Origin of the sequence: Hypericibacter terrae (assembly GCF_008728855.1) — a bacterium.
GTDB classification, from domain to species: Bacteria; Pseudomonadota; Alphaproteobacteria; order Dongiales; family Dongiaceae; genus Hypericibacter; species Hypericibacter terrae.
In genome coordinates this window covers 789,594-808,256 of the sequence record NZ_CP042906.1, presented here as the reverse complement: position 1 = coordinate 808,256, position 18,663 = coordinate 789,594, and the positions used below count along the sequence as shown (strand labels likewise).

Sequence of the window (18,663 nt, the reverse complement as noted above, 5' to 3'; positions counted from 1 at the left end):
CAGCCGACGTCACTCTCCGGTCGCGGCCGGGGCCTTCGGCGAGCTCAGCATCGCCGCGCTGGCCGGCATGGGCGGCACCAGCAGCTGCGCATCGAGCTTCACATCGCGCCAGTTCATGCCCCAGTGGCAATGCGGCCCAGTCGCGCGGCCGGTATGGCCGATGCGGCCGATCTGGGTGCCCTTGGCGACGAAGAGCCCTGGATGCGCCAGCACCGCCGACATATGGATCAGGATCGAGGTCAGGCCCAGCCCATGCTCGATGATGACGGTGCCGCCGGTGAGCAGCATGCCGGTCTCGGCGAGCCGGACGATGCCGTCGGCCGGACTCCTGACCGGCGCGCCCTCGGGCGCCGCGATATCGACGCCGTAATGCGGATTGCGCGGCACGCCGTTGAGGATTCGCACAGAACCATAGACACCGGAGATCGGGCCCAGCGCCGGCCAGTCGAAGCCATGCGCATACCAGGCGACTGTCGATTGCGTAACGCGCGCGGCGTTGATCTTCTCCTGGTCGGCCGCGATCTTCGCCTGCTCCTCGGCGTTGGGCGTCACCGTGTTCTGCGGCAGCCCGTTGATCCGCTGCTCCTCATAACTGCGCTGCGCGATCGCGAGGGTCCGCTCCTCGACCGAATGATCGCCATGTTCGATCCGGACCTTGGCCTCGGGCGGCGCATCGCGATTGAAGCCCAGCAGGAACTCGCCCGCGGGCGACACCATGATGCTTGCGCCGTCGAGCCACACGCGCGACCCGGGCTCGGCATGGCCGAACAACAGCCCGCCCTGGGTCATGGGTCCCTCGATCTTCGGCGGTGCGGCCCCGAAGCCGCTGCGCAGGCCCAGCGCCCAGGCGGCGCCGAACGCAGCACCGCCGGTGAACCAGCGCCGGCGCGAGCGATCGAGTGTCATAGCAGTGAGCCTTGCGGGCCGCCGTCCTTGGGCCCGCCTTTCTTCGGTTTGGATGAGGCAGGCGATTCGGGCGCCGCCGCAGCCTTGCCGGAACGCGAGGAGGTTCTGCCGCCGGCCTCGGCGATCGCCGGCACGGTGCCGTCGCCGAAGGTCAGGGTCAGCTTCATGCCGGCGGCGACCGCGGCCGCCTGCGTGACCGGCCGCTCGGCCGCATCGCGCACCAGCACGAAGCCCCGCTGCAGCACGCTTTCATAGGAGAGGCCTTCGAGCAGCCGCGCGAGCCCGTCCAGCGCCAGGCGGCGGCGCGCGATCAGCTCGGTCACGAGCGCCGGCCGCAGCCCGGCCGCGATGCGATCGAGCCCGCGCTCCTTCTTCGCGGCGAAACCCGCCATCGCGTTCTTCAGCAAGGTTGCGCCATGGGCCAGCTCCTGCGATTTGCGCCGGATCATCTCGCCCGGCGTCACCAGGCGCGCGGCGAGCGTCGCGACCTGGCGCTGGCGTTCGGCGAAGAAGCCGCGCTCGGCGCCCTTGAGGCGCTCGATCCAGCCATCGAGCTGCTGGGTCTTCTCCTCGATCAGCCGGCGCGGCTCGGGCAGGCCGCGCGCGAGGCCCTGGATCTCCGTGCGCCGATGGGCCAGATCGCGCGCCACGGCCTGGGCGAGGCGGTGGCCGTTCTCGGCGATCGCGGCCATGAGCTCCGCGCGGACCGGCACCGCCATCTCGGCCGCCGCGGTCGGTGTCGGCGCCCGCCGGTCGGAGACGAAATCGATCAGCGTCGTGTCGGTTTCATGACCGATCGCGGAAATCAGCGGGATCGTGCCAGCCGCGACCGCGCGCACCACGATTTCCTCGTTGAAGGCCCAGAGATCCTCGAGGCTGCCGCCGCCGCGCGCGACGATAATGAGATCGGGGCGCGGCACTTTGCCGCCGGGAACCAGGGCGTTGAATCCGCGAATGGCGGCGGCGACCTGCTCGGCCGCCCCCTCGCCCTGAACCGCGACCGGCCAGAGCAGCACCGGCCGCGGGAAGCGGTCGGCCAGGCGATGCAGGATGTCGCGGATGACGGCCCCGGTCGGCGAGGTGATGACGCCGATCACGGCCGGAAGCATGGGCAGCGGCTTCTTGCGCGCCTCGTCGAACAGGCCTTCGGCCGCGAGCTTCTTGCGCCGCTCCTCCAGGAGCTTCAGCAGCGCGCCCTCGCCGGCCAATTCCACCGAGTCGATGACGATCTGGTATTTCGAGCTGCCCGGATAGGAGCTGATGCGGCCCGTGGCGATCAGCTCCATGCCATGCTCGATCTTGAGCTTGAGCCGTCCGACCGTGCCGCGCCAGCAGACCGCGTCGATCACGGCATCCTCGTCCTTGAGGCTGAAATAGAGATGGCCCGAGCCGTGATAATTCGGCTTCGACACCTCGCCGCGCACGCGGATGCGCTGAAAATTCTCCTCCAGCGTCGATTTCACGGCGCGGCTGATTTCCGAGACGCTGTATTCGGGCAGGTTATGCAGGCGGGTCTCCCCCGCCGGGGTCCGGCTTTCGCTCATGGCCCCATTCTATGCTAAGAACCCGGCCCGGCGGGAACCAGCGCGTTGCTGCAGCACCCCCTCCCCCTACCCCCTAACTTAATGTGATCGCTTCGCTCTACTTCAAAGCTTCGGGCGCGGCGACGGATAGAGCGAGGGGGTTCTGCTAAACTCCACCCCCTTCCCTTGCGGGAGGGGGTAGGGGAAGGGGTCGCTCAGCCGACTCGGAACTACGAAGGAGGAATCGCAGATGCGGATATTGGTGGTCGGATCGGGTGGGCGCGAGCATGCGCTGTGCTGGGCGATCGCGGCCTCGCCGCTTTGCGACAAGCTCTATTGCGCGCCGGGCAATGCCGGCATCGCGGCCGAGGCCGAATGCGTGCCGATCAAGGCGGACGAGATCGACAAGCTGGTCGCCTTCGCGCGCGACAACCGGATCGATTTCGTCGTGGTCGGCCCCGAGGCGCCGCTGGTCGCGGGTCTGGCGGACCGCTTGCGCGCCGCCGGGATCAAGACCTTCGGACCTTCCGCGAAAGCGGCGGCGCTCGAAGGCTCCAAATCCTTCACCAAGGAACTCTGCGCCAAATACAAGATCCCGACCGCCGCCTTCAAGCGCTTCACCGAGGCGGCGCCCGCCAAGGCCTATGTGCGGGCGCAAGGAGCGCCGATCGTGATCAAGGCCGACGGGCTCGCCGCCGGCAAGGGCGTGGTCGTGGCGCAGTCGGTCGCGGAAGCCGAGGCCGCGATCGACATGATGCTGACCGCGCGCGAGTTCGGCACCGCGGGGGCAGAGATCGTGATCGAGGAGTTCCTCGAAGGCGAGGAGGCGAGCTTCTTCGCCCTGGTCGACGGCAAGACCGCCTTGCCGCTCGCCTCGGCGCAGGATCACAAGACCGTGGGCGAAGGCGACACCGGCCCCAACACCGGCGGCATGGGCGCCTATTCCCCGGCTCCCGTCGTCACCGAGGCGATGGCGGCGCAGGTGATGAAGACCATCATCCTGCCGACCGTGGCCGCGATGGAAGCCGAGGGCCGTCCCTTCACCGGCGTGCTCTTCGCCGGCCTGATGATCGGACCCAAGGGTCCGAGGCTCATCGAATACAATGTCCGCTTCGGCGATCCCGAATGCCAGGCGCTGTGCCTGCGGCTGGTGTCGGACCTGCTCCCGGCGCTGATCGCGGCAGCCGACGGCATGCTGGCGAAGTTCCATCTGCGCTGGAAGGCCGAGACCTCGCTCACGGTGGTGATGGCGGCGAAGGGCTATCCCGGCCCCTACAAGAAGGGCACCGAGATCAAGGGGCTCGACCGTGCGGCGCAGATGCGCGACGTGGTGGTGTTCCATGCCGGCACGGAACGCGCGGCCGATGGGCGCATCCTCGCCAATGGCGGGCGCGTGCTGGGGGTGAGCGCGCTCGGCAGCTCGGTCGCCGAGGCCCAGGCCCGCGCCTATGCGGCGGTCGACCAGATCGACTGGCCGGAGGGATTCTGCCGCCGCGATATCGGCTGGCGCGCGGTCGGCGCGCGCGGCGGCGGCCCCTCGCAATCTTAGAGCCGGCTCGGCGGCGCAAGCATGCCCTTGCCCTTCACCGAACCGCCGCCGGCGGCGCGCGAGAGCAAGCCCTCCTGGAGCGACCTGCCGCCCGCCGTGGTCGCGGCCCTCGAACGCGCTTTGGGCGCCGGCGTCGCCGAGGCCGAGATCGCCTGGGGCGGCTATTCGCCCTCGGCCTCGTTCCATCTGACCTTGGCCGACGGGCGGCGCGTCTTCGTCAAGGGCGCGCATCCCGGCCAGACCCGCGAGGGGCGGCTGTCCCTGGCGCAGGAGATCGAGAGCTATCGGGCGCTGCCCGTCCTCGAAGGGCTGGCACCGGATTATCTCGGCACGATCGAGGCGGGGGACTGGACCTTCCTCATGCTCGACTCGATCGCGGGCGCGCAGAAGGCGCTGCCCTGGTCCCCTGCCAAGCTCGAGCGCCTGGCGCGGGCGCTGGCCGCGTTCTATGAGCGTGCGCGCGAGCTGGCCCGGAGCTGGGAACGCCCCGATGCCTATCGCTCGCTGACCGTGGATCTGACCGACGCGAACAGCGGCTGGATCGCCCTGGCGCGTTCGCGCGACGCGCAGGAGGGCTTCCTCTCGCTCTTCGTCGACAGGGCCTCCGGCCGCCGCTGGTTCGACCGCAGCCTGCCGCGCCTGATCGAGCTGCAATCGGCTGCGGGCGAGCTGCTGCAGCCGGACCCGGCGCGCGCGACGTCCCTCATCCATCTCGATCTGCGCTCGGACAATCTCCTGTTCCGTCCGGACGGCGCGCCGGTGCTGCTGGATTGGTCCTATGTGACGACGGGGCCGGTGGTGCTCGATACGGTGTTCTTCGCGCCCAGCGTCGAGGGCGAAGGCGGCCCAACGGCGAATGAGACGGTGGTGCTGTTCGAGCGGGCGCTGGGCTTGCGTTTTCCGCGGCGCGATCAGCAGATCGCGCTCGCCTTCGCGGCCGGCTATTTCGCCGACAAGGCCTGGCTCCCTCCGCCGCCGGGATTGCCGCGCCTGCGCTGGATCCAGCGGCTGCAGCTTGCGGTATGCCTCGGCTGGGCAGCGGAGCTCATCGGGCTCGCGGAAGCGCCGGCGATGATCGGCCAGGACGCGTCCTAGTTCAGACGCCGTCCGCTCGCGGGAAGAAGCCGGGAGAGGGGGGCTGCGACGCGCTCATGCCCTTCCTCCCCGGTCTCTCCGGTCAGAGGAGAATCTTCGCCGTCCACCGGCATGAAGCGCAGTGCCATGCCCCGGACGGTCGGCAGCGTGCCGGGAAGATAGGCCCGGCCGCCGGCGAGCGCGAAGCCGCCGGTCGCCGGGTCCTGTCCCGGATCGAACAGGGCGGCCTTGGAATCGCGCGGGCCCCGGCCATCGCTCTCGATCGCGTCGGCAAGGCAGGGACCCTTCACAGCCTTGAGCCGGAAGCCGGCCGGCAGCAGGCTCTCCTGCGCCAGGCCGTCGACAACGCGCACCGGCGCCGGTTTGCTGGGATGGAGCCATCCGCCGGCATGGGCGATGGCCGCGGTGGCGAGCAGCGAGACGATACCGATGATGCCGAGACGCAGCAGCGCGGCGCCGACGCTCGGCTGGGATGGCCGTTCTTCATCCGGCCCGGCGGGATGGTTCTGCAACGACGGCCTCCCTCGTCTCACGCCCCCTGGGTTGAAAGCCTAGTGGCGAAAACCTGGCGGTGCCGCTCACAATCTCGTGCGTGAGACCGACTGCCGCAGGGGCCTTTCTTGTCACAAGGAGAACCGGCGGTATTGAACGCCCTTCTCGTCGGGAGCGCGTATTTCCCATGCCGATCTCGCCGAATTTTTCCGCCGCACACACCGTCCCCGCGGCACTCAAAGCAGCGCGAATTGTTACAGCGCGATGTCCGCCGCCGGCGTCACTGTCACGATCCTGCTGCCGGCGTCGAAGCCGTCGAGCAGCGCGTTGTGATGGGCGATGATCTGCTCGAAGGTGAGCCCGCCCGAATCGGCCGTCATATGCGCGTCGGCCGCGAGCGTCACGTCATAACCGAGGCTGACCGCGCGCCGGCAGGTGGTGTCGACGCAATATTCGGTCATGCAGCCGGCGATGACGAGACGACCGGTCCCGGGCTCGATCCCGCGCGCGGCGAGCTGCCCTGCCAGGTCGGTTTCGAAGAAACTGTCGCAGCTCTTCTTATGCACCACCGCCTCGCCCGGATGCGGCGCCAGCTCGCCGCGGATGAGCCACCCTTCGCTGCCGGCCGCGAGGCGATGACCGGGCTCGCCGTCATGCTGCACCAGGATCACCGGCAATCCGGCGGCACGGGCTCGCGCCTGCAAGGCCGCGATGCGCGCCACCACGGCTTCGAAAGCCCGCTGGATCTCAGCGCTCCGCGCGCCGCCGAGCCCGCGCAGGATCGCGTTCTGCACATCGATGATGACGAGGGCGGCGGGGGTGGCGGCCATGCGGGCGAAGGTCCTCCTGGGCGCGAGAGAGGAGCATAAACGGTTATGGGAAGGGAACGCCGTGACGCCGGTGAGGTTCCGAGTCCGTGGCACCCCTCCCCCTACCCCCTCCCGCAGGGGGCGGGGGCGTGGTCTTCGATTTTCATCTCTCCCACCACGACGGCCGGCGTGATCTTTATTTTCCAGCCCCCTCCCCTTGCGGGAGGGGGTAGGGGGAGGGGTTCGCGCAGAAAGGAGTCGCGGGCGCTCGCTTGCGCGAGCGCCCGCGTCCGTTCACTCCGCCGCTTCGCTCTTCGCCGCGGCCTTCTTCGGCTGGAAGATGCAATAGAACTTCCGCACATAGCCATCGGTCTTGAAATCGCTGACGGCACCCTGCTCGATGAAGAAAGTATCGCCGGCTTTGAAGTGGTTCACCTTGCCCTTGTCGTCGGTGATGGTGACGGCCCCTTCGAGCAAGCTCATCATCTCGTAGCGCGGGAACGGTGCCGGCTTGCGGTGATAGGCGGTCGAATCCCACACGCCCACGCTCCACTGGCCGGTCGGATCGACGAACCAGTCATGGCCATGCTGCACCGGTTTGCCGGAGATGAGCATCTCGGCCGGGGTCGGCGTGCTCGGCTCGAGCTTGCCCTTGGGATCGGGCTTCAGCACTTTCAGCGCCTTCGGGTCCTTCGGCGCGGCACCGGCCGGATCGTCCCAGATCACGTAGAATTTGCGGATATAGCCCGGTTGCTTCCACTGGCAGACGAGGCCCTTAGGCAGGATGAAGCTCTCACCCGCCTTGATCGTGGTCTCGCGCCCGTTCTCCTCGATCATGGTGACCGAGCCCTCGAGCACCACCATGAACTCATGGCAGGGATAGGGCTCCATCTTGCCGGTCATGGCGGTGCAGTCCCACACGCCCGCCTTGAAGCCCAGCTTGTCGTCGTTCACGTAGCTATGGCCGTTCTGGTGCGGCGTGCCGCTCACCAGCGATTCGGCAGGAATTCCGCCCCAATCCTGCAGCCCCTTGCCGCCGGGTCCGTTGGCTTCGAAACGATGGATCGTGGGTCCGGACATGCTGTTTCTCCCCGAGATGGATCGCCGGGCCGGCCGGCGAATGAGGCGGCCATGCTGGCCGAGAAGCGGGCGGTTCGCAACCCCGGCCCCGTAGTTCACTTTCTTCGCCTCCCCCCTTGAGGGGGAGGCTGGGGTGGGGGGTGGCCACGCACTCCCTGCAGACGATCATCGCGCGACGAAAAACTCCCTCGTCATCGCGTTCCTCGATCACCCCCCACCCTAACCTCCCCCTCAAGGGGGGAGGGGATAGAATTGAGATGACGAGCCGCATGGACCCTGCGGCGGCACAAAGGCTAGCCTGTGCCGCCTCCGTTACAGATCCGCGACGGAGAGGGGAACATCGCCGTCGCCATGGCAGAGCCGGCCACCGAGGACCTGGAGGAGAGCGCCGCCGAGGCGGCCGGCATCGGCGAGGCGCGCCGGCGCTGGCGTCCGAGCCTGGGCGCGGTGCTCATGGTCACGCTGCTGCTCTCGGTGCTGCTGACCGCAGGCCTGATCCATTTCTCCTGGCAGGCCGTCGCGCGCGGCAACCTCAAGGACCTGGTCGGCCAGCTCAACGACAAGATCGCGGGCTCGATCCAGCAGGAAGTGGCCTCGGTCATCGCCAACGCGACCGCGGCGCAGGAAGCCTTGCGCACGATCTTCTTCCAGAACGTCATCACGCCGCAGGACGAGGCCAAGCGCGAATTCATCTTCCTGGCGCTGCTGCAGTCGCAGCCGAGCCTCTCCTGGATCTCCTTCGGCTGGCCCGACGGCCATTTCTTCGGCGCCGAGAAGCTCGGCGACGAGAGCATCCTGATGGTCGAGGTCACCTGGGACACGGCGCACAAAATGGCCCAGCGCCGCGTCGACAGCTACAAGGTCATCACCGGCGACATCGAGTTCGAGCAGCGCAACTTCACGGACTCCCAGTTCGATGCCTCGCAGCAGCCCTGGTACGTCCGCGCCATGGCCGCGGACAAACCGGTCTGGAGCGACATCAGCCAGTTTCCGACCGAGACCAAGCCCGCCATCGCCATCTCGAGCCAGCTCGAGGTCTATGGCAAGTTCCAGGGCATCATCTGCGTCGCGATCGAGCTCGAGCGGCTCTCGCAGTTCCTGGCCGGTATCCAGGTGGCGCGCAACGGCACGGTCGCCATTGTCGATGCCGAGGGCCATATCGTGGCGGCGCCGGAGCTGGCGGAGAAGAGCGACGAGGCCGGCGCGGCGACCGCCTCGACGGCGGTCATGAACGACGCGATCCGCGACAAGCTCAACAAGGTGGCGATGGAGGCGTTGCATCATTTCGGCATGCAGCTCGGCCAGATCCACGCCACCATGTCCTGGGACTATCGCTCGACGGTCGATCGCGACGATTATTTCGTCACCTTCACGCCGCTGGGCTTCAATGGCTGGCTGGTCGCGACCGTGATCCCGGCCTCGGATTTCCTGGCCGAGGTCGAGCGCAATACGCGCCGGCTCGCCTGGATCGTCGGCTTCTTCACCCTGATCATGGCCAACGGCGCCATCTGGTTCGCGCGCGCCGCGATCTCCCGGCCCCTGCGCCGCGTCATCGCCGAGCTCCGCCATATCGAGAATTTCGAGCTTCATCGCGTGCAGCGCATGAACTCCTTCCTCTCGGAGATCGACCGGCTGTCGGGCGCGCTCGTCCATATGGCCTCGGGCCTCGCCTCGTTCCAGAAATATGTCCCGACCGAGCTGGTGCGCCGCCTGCTGAAGCAGGGCATCGAGGCCAAGCCCGGCGGCACCCATCTGCCGATCACGGTGATGTTCACCGACCTCGCCGGCTTCACCGCGCTCTCGGAGAAGCTGGGCGACGCGGTGGTGCCGGTGCTGGCGGAGTATCTCAGCCGCATGTCGCCGATCATCGCCGAAGGCCGCGGCGTCATCGACAAGTTCATCGGCGACGCGATCATGGCGCTCTGGGGCGCGCCCGAGCCCAATCCCGATCATGCGCTCGACGCCTGCCGCGTGGCGCTCGCCTGCCAGCAGGCCCTGGCAACCCTGGGGCTCGAGGCCCAGGCACAGGGCCGGCTGCCCCTGAAGATGCGGGTCGGCATCAACAGCGGCAACATCCTGGTGGGCAATATCGGCTCGGAGGAGCGGCTCAACTACACGGCGATCGGCGATTCCGTGAATGTCGCCTCGCGGCTGGAGGCCCTCAACAAGCGCTACGGCACCGCGACCCTGATCGGCGAGGAGACCCGCCGCCAGGCGGGCGACGCCATCCTCGTGCGCCGCCTCGACCGGGTCGCGGTCTATGGCAAGAAGGAGGGCATCGCGATCTATGAGCTGATCGGGTTGCCTGCCGAGCGCCCGCGGCTCGAACCGCTGGGCTGGATCGCGCTCTATGAGCAGGGCCTCGATCTCTATGCGCAGCGTAAATTCGCCGAGGCGATCGACGCCTTCAAGGCCGCCGACCGGGAACGTCCGGACGGCGACCCGCCCGCACGCCTCTTCATCGAGCGCGCGAAAGCCTTCATGATCGTGCCGCCGCCGCCGAACTGGATGGCGGTCACGGTCCTGGCCGAGAAATAACCATCATCAGTCCGACGGGTATCATGAACGGAAACGAATTGTTCGCGAGCGGCTACAAGCAGCAATCCTATTGGTGGGACCAGGCGCCGCCGGCCTCGCTGCCCGAGGCCAGGCCGCCGGCCTCGGTCGATCTCGCCATCGTCGGCTCCGGCTATACCGGGCTCTCGGCGGCGCTGGTCGCGGCGCGCGGCGGACGCTCGGTGGTGGTGCTCGATTCCGAGGTCGCGGGCTTCGGCTGCTCGACCCGCAATGGCGGCCAGGTCTCGACCTCGATCAAGCCCGATTATGCGACCCTGACGCAGCGTCATGGGGCCGCCCAGGCGCTCGAGATCCGGCGCGAGGGCATCCGCGCGCTCGACTTCATCGCCGAGCTCATCAAGCGCGAGAAGATCGATTGCGACTGGGAGGTCAATGGCCGCTTCCACGCCGCCCATAATCCGCGCCAGTACGAGGCGATGGCGCAGCATCTGGGCCATCAGGCCCCGGGCCAGGAAGTGCCCTACCAGATGGTGCCCCGATCCGAGCAGCGCCGCGAGATCGGCTCCGACCGCTATTTCGGCGGCGCGGTGTTCCCGCGCCATGCGCAGCTCCATCCGGCGCGCTATCACGCCGGATTGCTGGCGCGGGTGCGCGAGGCCGGCGCCACCGTGATCGACCGGACCAAGGTCAATGCGGTCGAGCGCGGCTCGCAGGCCTTCACCGTCAAGACCGCGCGCGGCGATGTCCGGGCGCGCGACGTGCTGATCGCGTCGAACGGCTATACCGGACCCGGCACGCCCTGGTTCCGCCGGCGCGTCATCCCCATCGGCAGCTACATCATCGCCACCGAGCCGCTCGAGCCGTCGCTGGCGCTGGGCCTCAATCCGAATGCGCGCTCGCTCTCGGATTCGCGCAAGCTGGTATTCTATTACCGGCTCTCGCCCGACAAGCGGCGCATGCTGTTCGGCGGCCGCGTCGCCTATAACGAGACCGACGCCAATGTCAGCGCGCCGCGCCTGCACAAGGCGATGTGCGAGATCTATCCGCAGCTGCAGACCGCCAAGATCACGCATAGCTGGTACGGCTTCGTCGCCTACACCTTCGACACCATGCCCCATATCGGCAAGCAGGACGGGCTCTGGTACGCGATGGGCTATTGCGGCTCGGGCGTCTCGCTCGCGACCTATTTCGGCACCCGGATCGGCCAGCAGATCCTCGGCCTGAAGGAAGGGGCGACCGCCATCGACGGGCTCTCCTTCCCCACGCGCCCGCTCTACACCGGCTGGCCCTGGTTCCTGGCGCCGTCGATCTTCTATTACCGGGTCAGGGACCGGTTGCCGATATAACACCAACGCCGTCATCCCCGCGAAAGCGGGGACCCATCGTTGTCCAACGCTCAGGCCGATCCATGGGCCCCCGCTTTCGCGGGGGTGACAATTGGGGCTTTCTCCCCATTTCCGCCCTGGCAACCGGCGATCTTTCTCCTATGTAAGACGCAGCGGTTTCTCCTCCGTCGAGTCTCCCCATGTTCGATGCCATTCCCATTCATGTCTGGCTGATCGAGAGCGGGCTTCAGAACCGGCCGGTGCTGGCGACGTTCGAGGAGCTGTGCCGGCGCCTCGCGGCGACGCCGCTGCAGATCGAGCGCGCGCATCTCTCGGTGGCGCTGCTGCATCCCTCCTGGCGCGGCTTCAGCCACACCTGGACGCGCAAGACCGGCGCGGTCGAGACGCAGTTCTTCACCCGCGGGCTGGACGACACCCAGGGCTGGAAGGAGAGCCCCTTCAAATATGTGCTGGAGAACCGGCTGCCGGCCCTGCGCCGGCGCCTCACCGGCAACCAGGCGCAGCTCGACTTCCCGGTGCTGACCGAGTTCCGCGACCAAGGTCTGACCGACTGGCTCTGCTGCCTGCACAGCTTCAACCCCGAGGCGGATCTGCCCTGGACGCAGATGATGGGCATGATCACGAGCTGGGCCACGGGCGCGCCCGGCGGCTTCGCGGACGAGGACATCGTGCTGCTCGAGGAGCTGATGGGCACGACGGCCCTGGTGGTGAAGGCCGACACCCAGCAGCAGATCGCGCGCAACCTGCTCACGACCTATGTCGGCGGCAATTCGGTCGAGCGGGTGCTGGCGGGCGAGATCACGCGCGGCGGCGTGCAGCGCATCGAGGCGGCAATCCTGTTCGCGGACCTGCGCGGCTTCACCGCTTTCTCCGACACCACGCCGATCGAGGGCACGCTGACGCTGCTGAACGCCGCCTTCGACGCGATGGGCGACCCTGTGACGAGCCAGGGCGGGCATATCCTCAAATTCCTCGGCGACGGGCTGATGGCGATCTTCCCCTCGGGAGAGGATGCCGGCGACGCCTGCTTGCGCGCGCTGGCGGCGGCGCAAGCCGGGCAGGCCGCGATGGCGCTGCTCAATCAGGCACGCGCGACCGAGGGGCTGCCGGTGCTGGGGCTCGATCTGGCGCTCCATCACGGCGAGGTGCTCTACGGCAATGTCGGCACCTCCGACCGTCTCGACTTCACCGTCGTCGGCCCCGCCGTCAACGAGGCCTCCCGCATCGAGACCCTGTGCAAGCGGCTCGAGCGCCCCGTGCTGCTCTCGGAGAGCTTCGCCACCGCGCTGGGCGACCATCCCGGCTTGTGCGAGCTCGGCACGCATGAACTCGCGGGGCTTGCAAGACCGCGACGGATTTTCGGGATCGCGTAAGCGCACCCTCCCCCTACCCCCTAAGTCAATGTGATCGCTTTGCTCAACTTTCGAGCTTCGAGCGAGATCTACGCCAATCACGCCCCCTCCCCTTGCGGGAGGGGGTAGGGGGAGGGGTATCGAGATTCGCGCGTCAGCGCGTCCGCGTCTTTTAGCGCCGCTCCTTGAAGAACCGCTTCAGCAGCACCCCCGCCTCGCGCTCGGCGATGCCGCCATAGACCTCGGGGCGGTGATGGCAGGTCGCCTGCTCGAAGATGCGGGCGCCATGCTCGACGCCGCCGCCCTTGGGGTCGTAGGCGCCGAAATAGAGCCGCCGGATGCGCGCGAAGGCGATCGCCTGGGCGCACATGGCGCAGGGCTCGAGCGTGACATAGAGATCGCAGGTCTCGAGCCGCGGGCTGCCCAGCGCCCGGGCCCCGGCGCGGATGACGAGAAGCTCGGCATGGGCGGTCGGGTCGGCGTCGGCCTCGACCCGATTGCCGGACTTGGCCAGCACGGCGCCGGTGGCGCTGTTGACCAGCACCGCCCCGACTGGCACCTCGCCGCGCGCCGCCGCGGCCGCGGCTTCCGCCAGCGCCTGGGTCATCGGTTCGGGCTTGATGTCGGTGAAGGCCATGACGGGCGCCCAGAAGCCCGTTCCGAAGCAGCATTGTCAAGCGCCTGAATAGCAGGCCGAATCCGAATTGATTGAAGCACCAGTCAAGCCACCCTCGCCTCGCTGCAGCACCGCCTCCTAACAGCGTTGCCGCAACCCAGACTTGGGTTCACTATCCCATGGGCGAGGAGTGTCCCGGAGGGGCGTATGGCAGCGAAGCAGCCATCGGCTCGGCGACGGCGACGCAGGACACCTGTCACGGTGCAGGTCAAGATCCTGCCGAAGGATCCGCTCGTTGCCCGCGAGCAAGGCCTCTGGCCCCTCGAAACGCCGCTCAGCATCGCGACGGCCCATGACGGCCCGACCAGCGCCCGGGTCGCGGTCATCGATTACAATGCCGACCTCGACACGCGTTTTGCTTCCGCCAAGGCGCTGAAGAACGGCAAGGGATTTCACGGTATCGCGCGGCTCCGCCACAATCGCATTCTCGACGACTTCAATTTTCATCAGGTGAATGCATGGGCCATCGTTGAGCAGATCCTGACCAAGATGGAGGGCGAGTATGCTCTCGCCCGCCCCATACCCTGGGCGTCCGGACTGGGCCGGCTGCTAATTCTGCCTCACGCGGGCTACCAGGAGAACGCCTTCTATGACCGCGGCACCGGGGCGCTGCATTTCTTCTATTTCGAAGGGCTGGACGGAAAGCCGGTTTATACCTGCCTCTCGCATGACATCGTCGCGCATGAGCTGGGCCATGCCATCCTCGACGGGCTGAAGCCCGGTTATAACGAGATCTGCTCGCCCGAGACGGCGGGTTTCCACGAATATTTCGGCGATGCCGTCGCCATGATGTCGAGCCTCGACATCGACGAAATCGCCCGGATCGTGACCAGGGGCGCGCCGGCGCGCCTGTCCGCCAGGAATCTCGTCTCCGCCATCGCCAGCGAGTTCGGCGCCGCGATCCACCGACTTCCCGATGAGGCCTATCTTCGCGGTGCCTGGAACAACCGGAAGATGGGCGACTTGCGCGGAACCTTCGAAGAGCATGACTGGTCCGAGATCCTCACCGGCGCCTATTACGATCTGCTGGAATATCTCTACCGGCACCAGCTCGAGAGCAGGGACGACAGGCGCGGATTGGAAGGCGTTCGCGGCGTGGGCGAGCGCCAGCGGCGCTGCATCCAGGCGCTGTTCGGTGCCGCCAACAAGACGTCGAACATCATGTTGCGGGCCATCGATTATTGCCCGCCGGTCGACGTTCGCTATGAGGAGTATGCCCGCGCCGTGATCCGCGCGGACGAAGTGGCCTATCCGACCGATCCATTGGGCATTCGAGCGCAGCTCCGGCGCATCTTCCGGAGACGGCAGATCGGGCTGACGAACGAGAATACCGGCGCGCGCGATCAGACGATCTATGAGCTTCGCGCCACGGCGGACATCGACGCCATCACCGCAACGCCCGCCGACGCCTACCGCTTCCTCGATCAGTATCGGGCCCTGTTCGGCATCCCGGCCGATGCCAATCTGCGGGTGCCGTCGGTCTATCGTACCAACAAGCGCGCGAAGAGCGGCTATCGACCGCCCAAGGAGCGCGTGATCGAGTTCACTTGGAGCGACGATGTCAGGCTCGAGGGCCGGCGCTTCGGCGCGCTTGCCGGTGGATTCCTTCCGCTCTATTGCGGCGGAACCCTGGTCTTTGACGGCAACGGCAATTTTCTCCACAGCTCGCTGGTGCTGCCGACGCCGCAGCGCCGCCGCGCGCTTCTCGCCTACGTCGCCTTCCTGGTGCGCGACGGGCGCATCGGCGTGGTCGACGGGGCGCGCGGCATCGGCGCGCCGGGGATCGACAGCTTTCCGGTGCGCGCGATCCTGGAGGGCAACCGGGTACGTCTCGAGCGCAACGCCGCGATGCGCCACGGCAGGCCGGGAGACGGTCACCCATGAGCAGCCCCATCCTGGTTCGCGGCTATATCGTCGGCTTCGGCGACTGCATCCTGCTCACTCTGCCCGACGGCAATCAGACCCGGAACATCCTGATCGACTTCGGGCGGGCTCCCAATGACGCCTCCAGCCTGCAGCGCTTCCCGGACATCGCGCGCGACATTGCCAAGCGTACCGGCAAGCATCTCGACCTGGTGATCATGACGCACGAGCATCTCGATCACATGGAGGGCTTCTATCGCGAGCGGCAGGTGTTCGACGACATCCAGGTCGATCGCGTCTGGATGAGCCTCCCCAGCCACCCGGACTATTACCGCAACTATCCGAAGGCGAAGCTGCAGAAGAGCCTTCGCGCGGGTCTGGCAAGTTTCGCCGCGCAGGCGCGCCGACGCGGCCTCGTCCTCCATCCGGGCTTTCAGTCGCTGCTCGAGAACAACCTGTCGAACGCCGATCGGATCGGCTATCTGCGCCAGCTCGGCAAAAAGCCGGTCGCCTATCTCGCGCGCGGCGAAGGCGTAGCGGCGACCAAGCTCTTCAAGAACATCAAGATCGAGGTCCTGGCCCCGGAGCCGGATGTCAGCATCTATTACAGCGCGAAGGCGCGCGAGAATGCGTTGACGACGGCGCTCGCCGCGACAATGGGGGCCGGCCGTCACGGGAACAGTCACGGGGCCGGGATCGACTGGGGTTTTCCATCGGTGCCGCGCGCGGAAAAGAGCGATCTCGGCGGCATCTCGCCCAGCGATTTCGAGCGGCTCCGCCGGACCATTCGCGAGGACGGCGTCGCCGCGGCGCGGTTCATCGACCGGGCGCAGAACAACACCTCGCTCTGCCTGTTGATCGAAGTCGCCGGCAAGCGGCTGCTGCTGCCGGGCGATGCCGAGCTCGAGAGCTGGGAGATGATCGCGAAGAAATGCAAGGCCGCTCTGAAGCCGGTCGATTTCCTCAAGGTCGCCCATCATGGCAGTCACAACGGGACGCCGCTGGACCTCCTGGACTCGCTCCTGCCGGTTTCGCGAAAGAGCAAGGCCCAGGTACTGGTTTCGACGAAGAAGAATGTCTATGGCACCCAGAACCCGGTCCCCGACAGCTCGCTTCTCGATGAGCTGAAGCGACGCTGCCGCAAGCTGGTGACGACCGACGGCCTTACGGGCACCTCCGTCGAGCTTGCGATCTAGCGCCGCCGGTCCCGTGAACTGGTGATAGAGTCGGGCCCCGTTTCGAGACGCCGAAAGAGCCGGAGTCCGCATCCATGACCGCCACCCCGCCAGACCGCCCTGCCATCCTCGTCTTCCCCCCGCTCGTGCCCTTGGCCGTGCTGCTGCTGGGGCTCCTGCTGCAATGGCTTCTGCCCCTGGGGCTCCTGGCGCAGATCGCGCCGCTGGGGCGCCATATCGTCGGCATCCTCGCCTTCGTCGGCGGCATGGCGCTGGTGATCGTCGCCAATCGCTTCTTCCAGTCGATCGGCACCAACACACGACCCACCCTGCCCGCGACGGCGCTGGCGACCGAGGGCGTCTTCGCCCATATCCGCAACCCGATGTATGTCGGCGGTTGCATCGCGCTCTTCGGCGTGGCGGTCGGTTTCGCGCTCGACTGGGTCCTGCTGCTCACGCTGGCGAGCCTGCCCCTGCTCCATTACGGCATCGTGCTGCGCGAGGAGACCTATCTCGAGACCAAATTCGGCGAGCCCTACCGCCGCTACAAGGCGGCCGTGCCGCGCTATGGCTGGAAGGCCTGAGCGGACGAGGCTCGCGGCCACAAGGTTAACTCGGCCCATATCAACGCCTTACCGCGAGGTCCGCCGCAGGGGGCTGGCGCTGGCGCCCGATCGGCCTATTCTGTGGGGATGGTGGGTCGCGGGTCTTACGTCCGACGGCCGTATCAAGACCGCATGACCATCAGCCGAGGCCGTCCAAGGGCGCGCGCGACCCCCCGGATCAACCGTTCGGGAGGACGCCATGACTGAAGCCATCCGCAACCCGGTCGAGTGGAGCGTGGACCAGATGAAAAATCTGGGCCACGCGCTGGGCGAAGCCGGCCATGCCATCGGCCACACCAAGACGACGCTGCATTCGCCGGCCCCCGCCCTGCATCGCATCCGCGCGAGCGAGCTCAAGGATGTGATCCGCAAGGGCTTCGCCGATTACGGCGCCTATCGCACCGACGTGATCGCGCTCTGCGTGTTCTACCCCGTGGTGGGCCTGCTGCTGGCGCGCGCGGTCTATGGCCATGCCATGCTGCCGCTGCTGTTCCCGCTGGCCTCGGGCTTCGCCCTCATCGGACCCTTCGCGGCCCTCGGCCTCTATGAGATGAGCCGCGAGCGCGAGCACGGGGAGCGGGCGAGCTGGGTCAACGCCTTCGCGGTGCTGAAGGCGCCGGCGATCGGCCCGATCCTGCTGCTGGGGCTGGGACTCGTCCTCCTGTTCCTGGTCTGGCTCGCGGTCGCCTGGCTGCTCTATGCGGTGACCCTGGGGCCGGCGGTCCCGCTCTCGATCGGCGCCTTCGCGCGCGATCTCTTCACCACCGGCGCCGGCTGGACGCTCATCGTCGTCGGCTGCGGTATCGGATTCCTCTTCGCGCTCCTCGCCATGTCGATCAGCGTCATCTCCTTCCCGCTGCTGCTCGACAAGGATGTCGGGCTCGACACCGCGGTGCGGACCTCGATCCGCGCGGTGCGGATGAATCCGGGACCGATGGCGGCCTGGGGCCTGATCGTCGTGGGCGGGCTGGTGCTGGGTTCGATCCCGCTCTTCCTGGGGCTGATCGTGGTGATGCCGGTGCTGGGACACGCGACCTGGCATCTCTATCGCAAGCTGGTCGCGGGGTAGGCCGCACGACATCTGCCGGCCGCGTCACTCTTTCTGCACATGGCCCGGGATCCAGATCCACTGGTGATTGCCGGTGTAAACCCAGCGGCCATTGGACCCGACCGCCGTGTCATTGGACGGCTGGACATAATGGCCGGGGACCCAGGTGTATTCCTGGCCTTCCCGGTGCCAGTGGCCGAATTCCCAGACGGCGCTATCGCCGGCACCCTCGGGCGGCGGCGGAACGAGTTCCTGCTCGGCTGGCGGCGGCGGCTCGGTGGGCGCAAAGGTCCAGCCCGGCGTCTTCGCATCGGGGCCGCAGGCGGCGAGCAATGGCAGCAGCAGCAGGGCGAGCGCGCGGCCATGACCAGCCAGGGATGACGGACCTGTGGACGAACTCGGCCGGCACATATCGACTTCCTTCCTGGTCACGCGCCCATCCCTCCGCGTTCGGCAGAAGAAAAGGGCGCGACGGCGCGCGCGCAACGGACCAAGCCTGGAATTAAGTGCCGTTCGCCGGATCGCGGCATTGATAAAAATTAAGGCGCCGCATCTTCGGCCGCGGGGGGATGCCAACCCCACAATTCCATCGCAGGTCGGTGGCGGGAACCGGCGGCAAGGGCTGAC

16 protein-coding genes are annotated in these 18,663 nt (G+C 67.6%); 9 read left to right on the top strand and 7 right to left on the bottom strand.

Features of this window, described 5'->3' with window-relative positions; translation table 11 throughout:
- Positions 1-9: 9 nt before the first annotated feature.
- On the bottom strand, positions 10-906 hold the full coding sequence (locus tag FRZ44_RS03750) for a M23 family metallopeptidase (RefSeq protein ID WP_151175911.1): 897 nt from the start codon (positions 904-906) through the stop codon (positions 10-12).
- Entirely contained in the window at positions 903-2,450 is a 1,548-nt protein-coding gene (gene xseA / locus FRZ44_RS03745) for an exodeoxyribonuclease VII large subunit (RefSeq protein ID WP_151175910.1), read from the bottom strand. The genes FRZ44_RS03750 and xseA overlap by 4 nt, the downstream gene beginning before the upstream one ends.
- Positions 2,451-2,679: 229 nt before the next feature.
- Here xseA and purD point away from each other — a divergent pair, with 229 nt between their 5' ends.
- Entirely contained in the window at positions 2,680-3,978 is a 1,299-nt protein-coding gene (gene purD, locus FRZ44_RS03740; protein ID WP_151175909.1) for a phosphoribosylamine--glycine ligase, read from the top strand.
- Positions 3,979-3,999: 21 nt separating this feature from the next.
- The gene (locus FRZ44_RS03735) at positions 4,000-5,073 is read left to right on the top strand and encodes a phosphotransferase (RefSeq protein ID WP_151175908.1); all 1,074 of its coding nucleotides are present in this window, start codon (positions 4,000-4,002) and stop codon (positions 5,071-5,073) included.
- Here FRZ44_RS03735 and FRZ44_RS03730 read toward each other — a convergent pair.
- From FRZ44_RS03730 to FRZ44_RS03720, 3 genes are all read right to left on the bottom strand, one after another.
- Positions 5,070-5,585: a catalase family protein gene (locus FRZ44_RS03730; protein WP_151175907.1), complete on the bottom strand. Its 516-nt coding sequence runs from the start codon at positions 5,583-5,585 to the stop codon at positions 5,070-5,072. The two genes, FRZ44_RS03735 and FRZ44_RS03730, sit on opposite strands and share 4 nt — an antisense overlap.
- A gap of 234 nt (positions 5,586-5,819) precedes the next feature.
- Positions 5,820-6,395, bottom strand: a complete 576-nt coding sequence (locus FRZ44_RS03725) for an isochorismatase family protein (protein WP_151175906.1) — start codon at positions 6,393-6,395, stop codon at positions 5,820-5,822.
- A 273-nt stretch (positions 6,396-6,668) separates the two neighbouring features.
- Entirely contained in the window at positions 6,669-7,454 is a 786-nt protein-coding gene (locus tag FRZ44_RS03720; protein ID WP_151175905.1) for a cupin domain-containing protein, read from the bottom strand.
- Positions 7,455-7,805: 351 nt separating this feature from the next.
- Here FRZ44_RS03720 and FRZ44_RS03715 point away from each other — a divergent pair, with 351 nt between their 5' ends.
- The 3 genes from FRZ44_RS03715 to FRZ44_RS03705 all read left to right on the top strand — a co-directional run bounded on the left by FRZ44_RS03715 (position 7,806) and on the right by FRZ44_RS03705 (position 12,690).
- Entirely contained in the window at positions 7,806-9,992 is a 2,187-nt protein-coding gene (locus tag FRZ44_RS03715; RefSeq protein ID WP_151175904.1) for an adenylate/guanylate cyclase domain-containing protein, read from the top strand.
- 23 nt (positions 9,993-10,015) lie between these two features.
- Positions 10,016-11,317: an NAD(P)/FAD-dependent oxidoreductase gene (locus FRZ44_RS03710; protein WP_151175903.1), complete on the top strand. Its 1,302-nt coding sequence runs from the start codon at positions 10,016-10,018 to the stop codon at positions 11,315-11,317.
- 179 nt (positions 11,318-11,496) lie between these two features.
- Positions 11,497-12,690: an adenylate/guanylate cyclase domain-containing protein gene (locus FRZ44_RS03705; RefSeq protein ID WP_151175902.1), complete on the top strand. Its 1,194-nt coding sequence runs from the start codon at positions 11,497-11,499 to the stop codon at positions 12,688-12,690.
- Between the two features lie 151 nt (positions 12,691-12,841).
- On the opposite strand, the gene FRZ44_RS03700 is transcribed toward FRZ44_RS03705, so the two are convergent.
- The gene (locus tag FRZ44_RS03700; protein WP_151175901.1) at positions 12,842-13,306 is read right to left on the bottom strand and encodes a nucleoside deaminase; all 465 of its coding nucleotides are present in this window, start codon (positions 13,304-13,306) and stop codon (positions 12,842-12,844) included.
- A gap of 240 nt (positions 13,307-13,546) precedes the next feature.
- Here FRZ44_RS03700 and FRZ44_RS03695 point away from each other — a divergent pair, with 240 nt between their 5' ends.
- The 4 genes from FRZ44_RS03695 to FRZ44_RS03680 all read left to right on the top strand — a co-directional run bounded on the left by FRZ44_RS03695 (position 13,547) and on the right by FRZ44_RS03680 (position 18,057).
- Positions 13,547-15,229, top strand: coding sequence for a gluzincin family metallopeptidase (locus FRZ44_RS03695; protein WP_151175900.1), 1,683 nt, complete (start codon positions 13,547-13,549; stop codon positions 15,227-15,229).
- Positions 15,226-16,404, top strand: a complete 1,179-nt coding sequence (locus tag FRZ44_RS03690; RefSeq protein WP_151175899.1) for a ComEC/Rec2 family competence protein — start codon at positions 15,226-15,228, stop codon at positions 16,402-16,404. The genes FRZ44_RS03695 and FRZ44_RS03690 overlap by 4 nt, the downstream gene beginning before the upstream one ends.
- A 74-nt stretch (positions 16,405-16,478) precedes the next feature.
- Positions 16,479-16,967 (top strand): methyltransferase family protein, encoded by a 489-nt coding sequence (locus FRZ44_RS03685; protein ID WP_151175898.1) that lies wholly within the window; start codon positions 16,479-16,481, stop codon positions 16,965-16,967.
- A 220-nt stretch (positions 16,968-17,187) separates the two neighbouring features.
- Positions 17,188-18,057 (top strand): DUF2189 domain-containing protein, encoded by an 870-nt coding sequence (locus FRZ44_RS03680; protein WP_151175897.1) that lies wholly within the window; start codon positions 17,188-17,190, stop codon positions 18,055-18,057.
- Positions 18,058-18,081: 24 nt separating this feature from the next.
- On the opposite strand, the gene FRZ44_RS03675 is transcribed toward FRZ44_RS03680, so the two are convergent.
- Positions 18,082-18,468, bottom strand: coding sequence for a hypothetical protein (locus FRZ44_RS03675; protein ID WP_151175896.1), 387 nt, complete (start codon positions 18,466-18,468; stop codon positions 18,082-18,084).
- Positions 18,469-18,663: the final 195 nt, after the last annotated feature.

Bases quoted from the DNA above. Each gene is read 5' to 3' on its own strand.
- FRZ44_RS03705 (WP_151175902.1), top strand. From the start codon at position 11,497: ATGTTCGATGCCATTCCCATTCATGTCTGGCTGATCGAGAGCGGGCTT.
- FRZ44_RS03690 (WP_151175899.1), top strand. From the start codon at position 15,226: ATGAGCAGCCCCATCCTGGTTCGCGGCTATATCGTCGGCTTCGGCGAC.
- xseA (WP_151175910.1), bottom strand. From the start codon at position 2,450: ATGAGCGAAAGCCGGACCCCGGCGGGGGAGACCCGCCTGCATAACCTG.
- FRZ44_RS03725 (WP_151175906.1), bottom strand. From the start codon at position 6,395: ATGGCCGCCACCCCCGCCGCCCTCGTCATCATCGATGTGCAGAACGCG.
- FRZ44_RS03710 (WP_151175903.1), top strand. From the start codon at position 10,016: ATGAACGGAAACGAATTGTTCGCGAGCGGCTACAAGCAGCAATCCTAT.
- FRZ44_RS03720 (WP_151175905.1), bottom strand. From the start codon at position 7,454: ATGTCCGGACCCACGATCCATCGTTTCGAAGCCAACGGACCCGGCGGC.
- FRZ44_RS03700 (WP_151175901.1), bottom strand. From the start codon at position 13,306: ATGGCCTTCACCGACATCAAGCCCGAACCGATGACCCAGGCGCTGGCG.
- FRZ44_RS03685 (WP_151175898.1), top strand. From the start codon at position 16,479: ATGACCGCCACCCCGCCAGACCGCCCTGCCATCCTCGTCTTCCCCCCG.
- FRZ44_RS03750 (WP_151175911.1), bottom strand. From the start codon at position 906: ATGACACTCGATCGCTCGCGCCGGCGCTGGTTCACCGGCGGTGCTGCG.
- FRZ44_RS03680 (WP_151175897.1), top strand. From the start codon at position 17,188: ATGACTGAAGCCATCCGCAACCCGGTCGAGTGGAGCGTGGACCAGATG.
- purD (WP_151175909.1), top strand. From the start codon at position 2,680: ATGCGGATATTGGTGGTCGGATCGGGTGGGCGCGAGCATGCGCTGTGC.
- FRZ44_RS03715 (WP_151175904.1), top strand. From the start codon at position 7,806: ATGGCAGAGCCGGCCACCGAGGACCTGGAGGAGAGCGCCGCCGAGGCG.
- FRZ44_RS03735 (WP_151175908.1), top strand. From the start codon at position 4,000: ATGCCCTTGCCCTTCACCGAACCGCCGCCGGCGGCGCGCGAGAGCAAG.